Raw genomic sequence first — 8,825 nt, forward strand, 5'->3', positions numbered from 1 at the left:
GAGGGATGGCCGCCAAACCGTCGAACAAAGGGATGGCCGCCTTGAAAAGGCCCCTTGACAGCGAAAGCCCCATACAAGGTGGCTCCACTCCGTGGGGCGAGGAACCCAAGTTCTGCGAAGGCACCGCACTCGGTATTTGGCGATTCCTACTTCCATTGGAAGAATGCCAGCGGGCAGATAGGCAGCACTGACGCTCGTTATTGCGCGGCGGCAAATTCCGCCGGGTCGAAGTCATATTGTTTCGAGCAGAATTCGCAGGCGACGTGAATGCCGCCATCCTCGGTGCTGTCCCTGATCTCGTCGGCGGAGAAGCCTCCGAGAATGCCGCGGATCTTCTCCCTGGAGCATGAGCACTGGTCGGCAACCGGTACGCCGCCGAAGACGCGCACGCCGTGCTCGTGGAACAGCCGGTAAAGCAGCCGCTCGGCGCCGATCGTCGGGTCGATCAGTTCCGTCGGCTCGATGGTGCCAAGCAACGCCAGCAGTTCCTGCCAGGAATTGTCGGCCGGATCGTGGATCTCCTGGCGCGGATCGCCATCGCCGCCCGGAAGATCGGGCACGCGCATGCGGTCCGGCGATTGCGGCAGGAACTGCGCCAGGATGCCACCGGCACGCCATTGCTCGCGGGCGCCGCCGACGCCGGGCGTCAACAGCTTGGCCACGGTGAGCCTGAGATCGGTCGGAATCTGTTCCGACTGCCGAAAATAGGTGCGCGCGGCCTCCTCCAGCGTCTCGCCGTCGAGCTGGACGATGCCCTGATAGCGCTGCGTGTGGGCGCCCTGGTCGATCGTCAGCGCCAGGACACCGCTGCCGAGCAGCGTCTGCTGCGAAGTCTCGCCGGCAGACGTCAGAGCCTCCAGCCGGTCGGCGTCGAAGCGCGCGTAGGCGCGTAGCGCATGCGGCGTCGAAAAATCCGCCACCAGCATATCGACCGGTCCGTCCGTGCGGGTCTGCAGGATGAACTTGCCTTCGAACTTGAGCGAGGTGCCGAGCAGCACCGTCAGCACGCAGGCTTCCGCCAGCAGGCGAGCGACCGGCTCGGGATAGTCATGACGGCTGAGGATCGCGTCGAGCATCGGTCCGAGCTGGACGGTGCGGCCGCGCACGTCGAGCGGGCCGACCTCGAAGGGCACGACATGATCGTCGCCGGCGTAGCCGAATTCGCCGAGTTTGGGTTGTTGTTCAGCCAATTGATGAGTTTCCAACATGACAAAGCTCCAGGGCGCGGCCATGCCGCCCTCCGGGGCGCATGCGTCGAAACGCGCTCGATTTGCGTGATGCGCCTGAGATAGGCACCACGCAGTGCCGGATCAAGGTGGCCCGGATCAAGCGCCCAGACACCAGGCCAAAACCGCCTTCTGGGCGTGGAGCCGGTTCTCGGCCTCATCGAACACTACCGAATGCGGCCCGTCGATGACTTCGTCGGTGACCTCCTCGCCGCGATGCGCCGGCAGGCAGTGCATGAACAATGCGTCCGGCTTTGCCTTCGCCATCAGCGCCGCATTGACCTGGTAGGGTGAGAAAACATTGTGTCCGCGAGCACGGTGCTCCTGGCCCATCGACACCCAGCAGTCGGTGACGACGCAGTCGGCCTCGTGGACCGCCTCCTCGGGCGAGCGGGTGAAGTGCAACTTGCCGCCATGCGCCGTCGACCAATCGACATGCTTCTGCGCCGGCTCGCTGCCTTCCGGCACGGCGACGTTGAGGTTGAAGCGGAACCGCGCCGATGCCTCCAGCAGGGAATGCAGCACGTTGTTGCCGTCGCCGGTCCAGGCGATTGTCTTGCCGGCGACCGGACCGCGATGCTCCTCGAAGGTCATGATGTCGGCCATCAGTTGGCAGGGGTGGGTATCGTCGGTCAGCCCGTTGATGACGGGAACGGTGGCGTTCTCGGTCAGCTCCAGTAGCCGGTCATGCGATGTGGTTCGGATCATGATCGCATCGACATAGCGCGACAGCACCTTGGCCGTGTCGGCGATGGTTTCGGAGCGGCCGAGCTGCATCTCGGTGCCGGTCAGCATGATGGTCTCGCCGCCGAGCTGGCGCATGCCGACGTCGAAGGACACGCGCGTGCGCGTCGACGGTTTGTCGAAGATCATCGCCAGCACTTTGCCTTCGAGCGGTTTTGTCCGCTCGCCCGCCTTGAGCCTTGCCTTTCGCACCACGGCATCGTCCAGCATGAAGCGCAGATCGCCCTCGGAAACAGCGGAAAGGTCAGTGAAATGGCGAAGGCTCATTTGGGGTCTTTCGACTGTTACTTCGCGGCAGCCGCGGCGATGGCATCGGCCAGGCCCCGGGCGCCGGCACGGATGCGGTCGAGCGCCTCATGGATCTCGGCGTCGGTGACGGTGAGCGGCGGCAGCAGGCGAAGAACGTTGTCGCCGGCCGGAACCGCAAGCAGATGCTGGTCGCGCAACGCCATGTTCACCTTGGTGTTGGGTGCGGCGCATTTCAGGCCGAGCATCAGGCCGGTGCCCCTGATGTCTTCGATGATGTCAGGAAACTCGTCGGCGACGCCCGCCAGCCCCTGCTTCAGCAGCAACGCCTTGCGCTGGACCTCCTCCAGGAAGCCGTCTTCCAGCACCACGTCGAGCACGGCGTTGCCGACCGCCATCGCCAGCGGATTGCCGCCGAAAGTCGTGCCGTGCACGCCGGCGGTCATGCCGACGGCCGCCTCGTCGGTGGCGAGACAGGCGCCCATCGGGAAGCCGCCGCCGATGCCCTTGGCAACCGCCATGATGTCGGGCGTGACGCCAGCCCATTCATGCGCGAACAGTTTTCCGGTGCGGCCGATGCCGCACTGGACCTCATCGAAGATCAGGAGCAGGCCATGCTGTTCGCAGAGCTGCCTCAGCCGCTTCAGCGACTGCGTCGGCACGGGGCGGATGCCACCCTCGCCCTGCACCGGCTCGATCAGTATCGCGGCGGTCTCTGATGTGATCGCCTTTTCGGCGGCGTCGATGTCGTCGAAGCCGACCTGGTCGAAACCTTCGACCTTGGGTCCGAAGCCTTCCAGGTATTTATACTGGCCGCCGGCGGCGATGGTCGCCAGCGTGCGGCCATGAAAGGCGCCTTCGAAGCTGATAATGCGAAAGCGCTCGGGATGGCCCTTGACGAAGTGATAGCGCCGCGCCGTCTTGATGGCGCATTCCAGCGCCTCGGCGCCGGAATTGGTGAAGAACACCTTGTCGGCGAAGGTGGCGTCGACCAGCCGCTCGCCCAGACGGCTCTGCCCCGGAATCTCGTAGAGGTTGGAGACATGCCAGACCTTGGCCGCCTGCTCGGTGAGTGCCGAGACCAGATGCGGATGGCTATGGCCCAGCGAATTCACGGCGACGCCGCCGCCAAAATCGAGATATCGCTCGCCCTTGTCGGTGACCAGCCAAGTGCCTTCCCCATGGTCGAAGGCCAGGGGTGCGCGGGTAAAGGTCTCGAAAAGCGCCGAACCGCTCATTATATGCGTCTCCGGAACCGGAAAATCAAAAAGCCGCCAAAGCGGCGGCCTTGCGGCTTATCGTGTTTTTCGGCCATGAAGTCAACGAAAAGGTCGCGCAAGGACGCGCGGCAAGCTCTCCAGCGAGACGCCGGCTCATCAGCGACCGGGCAAGTTGGGGAAAACCGAAAAAACTGATTCGTGTTGGCCCTCAGACTCTTGTCACTGAGTCAGCGCATAAGGTAATTGTAGTCGAGAAATAACTAGATTTCGTGCGGCGGACCTAATCACCCGATATATGTGGTGTCTGCCCGGCGGAAGCCGGATCGTGGAAGGATTCCGATCGCCGCACATTTCAGCAGGAGCGCGGTCTCATGAATTGGACTGACGAGCGGGTCGAACTTCTTAGAAAATTGTGGTCGGAGGGACTGAGCGCCAGCCAGATCGCCGCACAGCTCGGGGGCGTCAGCCGCAATGCCGTCATCGGCAAGGTGCATCGGCTGAAACTGTCGGGCCGCGGACGCTCGACCGCCACGCCGGCACGCCAGAAGAAGAGCGTGCAAGGATCGGGCGTCCAGAAATCGGTGTCGCGGGCGGCAAGCACCGCGCGGCATATCACCACGTCGATCGGCGCGACCGCGCTGCAGGCGCAATTCGACACCGTACCGGTGGCGCGTCATTACGTCCGTCCGGTCGAGAACGTCGTCGTGCCGATCTCGCGGCATTTGCAACTCGTCGAGTTGACCGAGCGGACATGCAAATGGCCGAATGGCGATCCGCTTTCGGAAGAGTTCCATTTCTGCGGCAACGACGCGGCCGAAACCGGACCCTATTGCAAGTACCACGCTCGCATTGCGTTTCAGCCCGCTTCGGAGCGGCGGCGCAGTCGCTGAATAGCGAATAGCCTTTGCGAAAGGCGCAAGTCGTTTCTTGCCCTATTCCCTATTCGCTTTCTTCACAGCCAGCCGCTCTTGCGGAAGCGCCAGTAGAGAACCGAGCAGACCAAAATAATCGCTCCCAGAACGACCGGGTAGCCATATTCCATCCTAAGTTCCGGCATGTCGTTGAAGTTCATGCCGTAGATGCCTGCGAGCGCCGTCGGCACCGCCAGGATTGCAGCCCATGAGGCGAGCTTCTTGGTGATCGCCGTTTCCTGGCTCTGGCCAACCAGGAGGCTCGCCTCGAAGGCAAATGCGAGCACCTCCCGCAAGCTGTCGATCTTCTCCTGGACGGTGCGGATGTGGTCGGTGACGTCGCGGAACAGCGGGTGCATGGCCGCATGGATCTGCGGCAGGTCGGCGCTGGTCAGCCGGCGGCAGACTTCCACCAGCGGCAGCGCGGCGTTGCGCAGGCGCAAGAGATCGCGGCGCAGCATGTAGAGCCGCTCTATGTCGGAGCCGGTCATCGGCTTCAGCAGGACCCTGTCCTCGATCGCCTCGACCTCGTCCTCGATCTGCTCGAGCACCGGCATGTAGTTGTCGACGATGAAATCGAGAATGGCATAGAGGACGAAATCCTCGCCCTTGGCTAGCGAATGCGGGCAGCTTTCCCAATGCTGGCGAACGGCGGCATAAGAAGTCGACGGACCGTGCCTGACGCTGACGATGTAGCCGGCGCCGACAAACAGATGCGTCTCGCCGAAGGTGACGCGCCTGTCGATCAGTTGAGCCGTGCGGGCAACGATGAACAACGCATCGCCATATTGCTCGATCTTCGGCCGCTGATGCGGATGCTCGGCGTCCTCGATCGCCAGATCGTGCAGGTGGAATTGCGCCTGGACGCGAAGCAACAGGTTGCGGTCCGGCTCGAGCAGGCCGATCCAGACGACATGGCCTGGCTTCTTGGCCCATTCGCCAGCTTCCTCGATCGGAATGTCGGCGACACGCCGGCCGGCGGTATAGACGCTGGAAGCGACGATGGCCGATGTCGGCGGGGCCGGCGTCAGGTTCCGAACGGTTTCCATCGCTACCTCCTGGAGGCATGGCCTCGGGTCAGGATCAGGAACGTTCGGTAAAGCTTAGCCTAAATCAGCAATGGGTTCGAGAGGCAGCCGTTCACTTCGCCGGTAGCGTTACGGGAAGCACAATCTTGTCTGTCTTGTCGCCCTTCGGCCGCTCGGCCGGCATCTGGTCGCCGGTGACGATGTAGTAGATCGTCTCGGCGATATTGGTGGCGTGATCGCCGATCCGCTCGATATTCTTGGCGCAAAACAGCAGGTGCGTGCAAGGCGTGATGTTGCGCGGATCTTCCATCATGTACGTCAGCAACTCGCGAAACAGCGAGGTGTACACGGCGTCGATCTGATCATCGCGATCACGCACCAAGCCGATCTTTTCCACCGAGCGCGACGCGTAGACGTCGAGCACTTCCTTGAGCTGCGTCAACGCCAGGTCGGCCAAGGCCTCAATGCCGCGGAACAGGCTGGTCGGCTGGCGCCCTTCTATGACGGCAACCACGCGCTTGGCGACATTCTTGCCGAGGTCGCCGACCCGTTCGAGGTCCGCCGAGATGCGGATCGCGCCGACGATCTCGCGCAAATCCGTCGCCATCGGCTGGCGCTTGGCGATGATGATGATCGCCTTGTCGTCGATCTCGCGCTGCCCTTCGTCCAGAACGGCATCGTCACGGATGACTTTCTGGGCAAGACCGGGGTCGGCGTTGACCAGGGCCGCGATCGCCTGTTCGACCATGCGTTCGGCATGCCCGCCCATCGCGGCGATGCGCTTCGACAGATATTTCAGCTCCTCGTCATAGGCGCTGACGATGTGCACGGACTGCATAGAGATGCCTTCCCGGGGTCTTCTGGTCCGAGTCGTTTCCTCGAATCCCCGCTGATACGCTAACCGGATGACAGAAAAAAGAAACCGTTAGAGCGACGTGCGTCCACTTGGAGACAGAGTACGCCCTAAGTCCCTTATCCACGCATCCGGCTGTCCTAACATCTTCCGGTTTTCGGCCGAAGCGTTCTTAGGTAGTGAGGCGTCAGTGCGCCGGCAAATGCACCGTGAAAGCTGCGCCCTTGCCGACCTCCGACTTGATTGAGAGCCTGGCGTTGTGGCGCGTCAGGATATGCTTGACGATGGACAGGCCAAGCCCGGTGCCTTTCTGGGTCCGGCTGTTTTCGACATCGACGCGGTAGAAGCGTTCGGTGATGCGCGGGATGTGCTCCTCGGGAATGCCGGGACCGAAGTCCCGGATGGTGACGTCGATGCCCGGTTCGGGACCGTCGTCGCTATGAGAAATCGTCACCACGACACGTCCACCCGACTGTCCGTATTTGCAGGCGTTTTCCAGCAGATTCTCGAAAACCTGGAAAAGTTCATCGCGATCCCCCGGCACATTGAGCGGCCCTTCCGCGAAATCCCGCTCTATGGCAACACCGTTCTGCCTGGCAAGCGGCCCCAGCGAATCGATGACGCTGTCGAGGGTCTGGCGGAGATCGACCTCAGTTCCCGGCTTCAGATAAGGTTTCATTTCCAGTCGCGACAGCGACAGCAGGTCGTCGATCAGGCGCGCCATGCGGCCGGTCTGGTTCTGCATGATCTGCAGGAACTGCTCGCGCGCCGCCGGGTCGTTGCGGGCCGGGCCGCGCAGCGTCTCGATGAAACCGGAGATCGAGGCGAGCGGGGTGCGCAATTCATGGCTGGCATTGGCGATGAAGTCGGCCCGCATCCGGTCGATGCGGCGTGCCTCGCTCTGGTCCTTGAAGACCAGCACATAGAAGTCGGTACCGTGACCGACCGAAGACGCACTCACCCGGTAGGCCCGTTCGACCGGCAGCTTTTCGGTATAGTCAACGACATCCGAAGCGGCGGCGCCCGATAAAATACTGTCCAGCAAGGCCTGCATCTCGGGCGCCCGGAATTTCAGCGACAGCGACATGCCCGGTGCGATGCCACCGAAGGCGGCGAAGGCGGCGGCGTTGGCATGGACGATCGTGGCGGTGCGATCGAAGATGATCAGCGGATCAGCAACGGCGGCCGCCAGATATTCTCCCGACAGCTGTTGTAGCCCGCCCGCCTCGATCGCCGCGGCATCCTCCGCGGGCTGGCGCGCAACGCCGGCCGGCAGCATCGCGGCGGCAAACAGCAGCACGGCACATGCCAGCAGCACCACGTAGCCGGTCATGTCTGCGAAACCATAGACCGTCAGGACCGCGACGATGCCGGCCGCCAGCAGCCAGCGGCTGTTCCACAACCGAGTGGCGACCAGTTGCGCCGTGCTTCGCTGTTCTGTGCCGCCCATGTCAGCCATTCGCGCGCACTCCTCCACCCGGTCCGGCCGGGTGCAAACTTCCCGCTGGACCGGCCTAGAGCGCCGTGCGTCCAATTGGACGCACAGTGGACGCCCTACCACTGTTAATCTGCTGCATCGTAAGTTCCGAAAACGATTCCGATTTTCAGGCCGATGCAGTAAGGCTCCCAATAGCATGAGTCCGGAAACTGGAAAGGTTCGTCTCGATGAAAAACCCCAAGGAAGATGCCGCCGCGCCCGTTCCAGGTCCGCTGAAGATCCGCATCGACGGCAAGGAGCGCGAGTTCGACATCGAGGATCCAAAGCTTCCGGACTGGGTCGAAGACAACAAGCTGAGCGCCGGCGGCTACCCCTACGACAAGAAAATGAAAAGCGACGAGTATGACGAGACGCTCGAGCGGCTGCAGATCGAGCTGGTCAAGGCGCAGGCATGGCTGCAATCGACGGGCAAGCGGGTGATGTCGCTGTTCGAAGGACGCGATGCCGCAGGCAAGGGCGGCACGATCTTCGCGCTGCGCCAGTACATGAACCCCAGGACAGCGCGCAACGTAGCGCTGACCAAGCCTAGCCCAACCGAACTCGGGCAATGGTATTTTCAGCGCTATGTCGCGCACTTCCCGACATCCGGCGAGTTCGTCACCTTCGACCGCTCCTGGTATAATCGCGCCGGCGTCGAGCCGGTCATGAGCTTCTGCACGCCGGAGCAGCACGAGAAATTCCTGGACGAGACGCCGTATTTTGAACGGATGATCTGCAACGAGGGCATCCATTTCTTCAAGTTCTGGCTAAACATCGGTCGGGAAACACAGCTTGAGCGATTTCACGATCGCCGCTGGAGTCCTTTGAAGAGCTGGAAATTCTCGCCGATCGACATTGCCGGCATCACCAAATGGGACGACTACACCAAGGCGCGCGATGTCATGTTCGAACGCACGCACGAGGAATTCGCGCCCTGGATCATCGTGCGTGCCAACGACAAGCGGCGCGCGCGACTTGCCATCATCCGGCGCATCCTGTTGTCGCTTCCCTATGACGGCCGCGATCTCGACGCCATCGGCAAGGAAGACAAGAAGATCATCGGGGAAGGGCCTTCGTTCCTGGGAATACAGGCCTGAAGCAGTGCCGCGCGCCCCAAGGA

General features: G+C 62.5%; 9 protein-coding genes. 3 read left to right on the top strand and 6 right to left on the bottom strand.

Translation table 11 applies throughout. The annotated features are described in order from the left end of the window. Positions 1-191 (top strand): hypothetical protein (locus tag AC0L14_RS02045; protein ID WP_473748526.1); only part of this gene is annotated, 191 nt, incomplete at its 5' end. 6 nt (positions 192-197) lie between these two features. On the opposite strand, the gene AC0L14_RS02050 is transcribed toward AC0L14_RS02045, so the two are convergent. From AC0L14_RS02050 to AC0L14_RS02060, 3 genes are all read right to left on the bottom strand, one after another. After that, on the bottom strand, positions 198-1,232 hold the full coding sequence (locus AC0L14_RS02050) for an Hsp33 family molecular chaperone (protein ID WP_473748527.1): 1,035 nt from the start codon (positions 1,230-1,232) through the stop codon (positions 198-200). 93 nt (positions 1,233-1,325) lie between these two features. Next, on the bottom strand, positions 1,326-2,237 hold the full coding sequence (gene argF / locus AC0L14_RS02055) for an ornithine carbamoyltransferase (RefSeq protein ID WP_123146572.1): 912 nt from the start codon (positions 2,235-2,237) through the stop codon (positions 1,326-1,328). Positions 2,238-2,254: 17 nt separating this feature from the next. Beyond that, complete coding sequence (locus tag AC0L14_RS02060; protein ID WP_473526047.1) at positions 2,255-3,454, bottom strand: acetylornithine transaminase; 1,200 nt, start codon at positions 3,452-3,454, stop codon at positions 2,255-2,257. Positions 3,455-3,807: 353 nt separating this feature from the next. On the opposite strand from AC0L14_RS02060, the gene AC0L14_RS02065 reads away from it, so the two are divergent. Then, positions 3,808-4,326 carry a GcrA family cell cycle regulator gene (locus AC0L14_RS02065; protein ID WP_473748528.1) on the top strand — a complete coding sequence of 173 codons (519 nt, stop codon included), beginning with the start codon at positions 3,808-3,810 and terminating at the stop codon, positions 4,324-4,326. Positions 4,327-4,388: 62 nt separating this feature from the next. Here AC0L14_RS02065 and AC0L14_RS02070 read toward each other — a convergent pair whose 3' ends face one another. The 3 genes from AC0L14_RS02070 to AC0L14_RS02080 form a co-directional block, all read right to left on the bottom strand. Next, positions 4,389-5,396: a magnesium and cobalt transport protein CorA gene (locus AC0L14_RS02070; RefSeq protein ID WP_473483748.1), complete on the bottom strand. Its 1,008-nt coding sequence runs from the start codon at positions 5,394-5,396 to the stop codon at positions 4,389-4,391. A gap of 91 nt (positions 5,397-5,487) precedes the next feature. Further along, positions 5,488-6,213 carry a phosphate signaling complex protein PhoU gene (phoU, locus tag AC0L14_RS02075; RefSeq protein ID WP_473483750.1) on the bottom strand — a complete coding sequence of 242 codons (726 nt, stop codon included), beginning with the start codon at positions 6,211-6,213 and terminating at the stop codon, positions 5,488-5,490. Between the two features lie 202 nt (positions 6,214-6,415). Next, the gene (locus AC0L14_RS02080; protein WP_473748529.1) at positions 6,416-7,687 is read right to left on the bottom strand and encodes a sensor histidine kinase; all 1,272 of its coding nucleotides are present in this window, start codon (positions 7,685-7,687) and stop codon (positions 6,416-6,418) included. A 206-nt stretch (positions 7,688-7,893) separates the two neighbouring features. Between AC0L14_RS02080 and ppk2 the strand changes: the two genes are divergently transcribed. Next, a complete protein-coding gene (ppk2, locus tag AC0L14_RS02085; RefSeq protein WP_473526050.1) occupies positions 7,894-8,802 on the top strand; it encodes a polyphosphate kinase 2 in 909 nt (302 codons plus the stop codon). Positions 8,803-8,825: the final 23 nt, after the last annotated feature.

Source organism: Mesorhizobium sp. WSM4841 (assembly GCF_055811515.1).

Excerpts from the sequence above, each read along its gene's own strand:
- AC0L14_RS02050 (WP_473748527.1), bottom strand. The coding sequence starts at position 1,232 with ATGGCCGCGCCCTGGAGCTTTGTCATGTTGGAAACTCATCAATTGGCT.
- argF (WP_123146572.1), bottom strand. The coding sequence starts at position 2,237 with ATGAGCCTTCGCCATTTCACTGACCTTTCCGCTGTTTCCGAGGGCGAT.
- AC0L14_RS02060 (WP_473526047.1), bottom strand. The coding sequence starts at position 3,454 with ATGAGCGGTTCGGCGCTTTTCGAGACCTTTACCCGCGCACCCCTGGCC.
- AC0L14_RS02065 (WP_473748528.1), top strand. The coding sequence starts at position 3,808 with ATGAATTGGACTGACGAGCGGGTCGAACTTCTTAGAAAATTGTGGTCG.
- AC0L14_RS02070 (WP_473483748.1), bottom strand. The coding sequence starts at position 5,396 with ATGGAAACCGTTCGGAACCTGACGCCGGCCCCGCCGACATCGGCCATC.
- phoU (WP_473483750.1), bottom strand. The coding sequence starts at position 6,213 with ATGCAGTCCGTGCACATCGTCAGCGCCTATGACGAGGAGCTGAAATAT.
- AC0L14_RS02080 (WP_473748529.1), bottom strand. The coding sequence starts at position 7,687 with ATGGCTGACATGGGCGGCACAGAACAGCGAAGCACGGCGCAACTGGTC.
- ppk2 (WP_473526050.1), top strand. The coding sequence starts at position 7,894 with ATGAAAAACCCCAAGGAAGATGCCGCCGCGCCCGTTCCAGGTCCGCTG.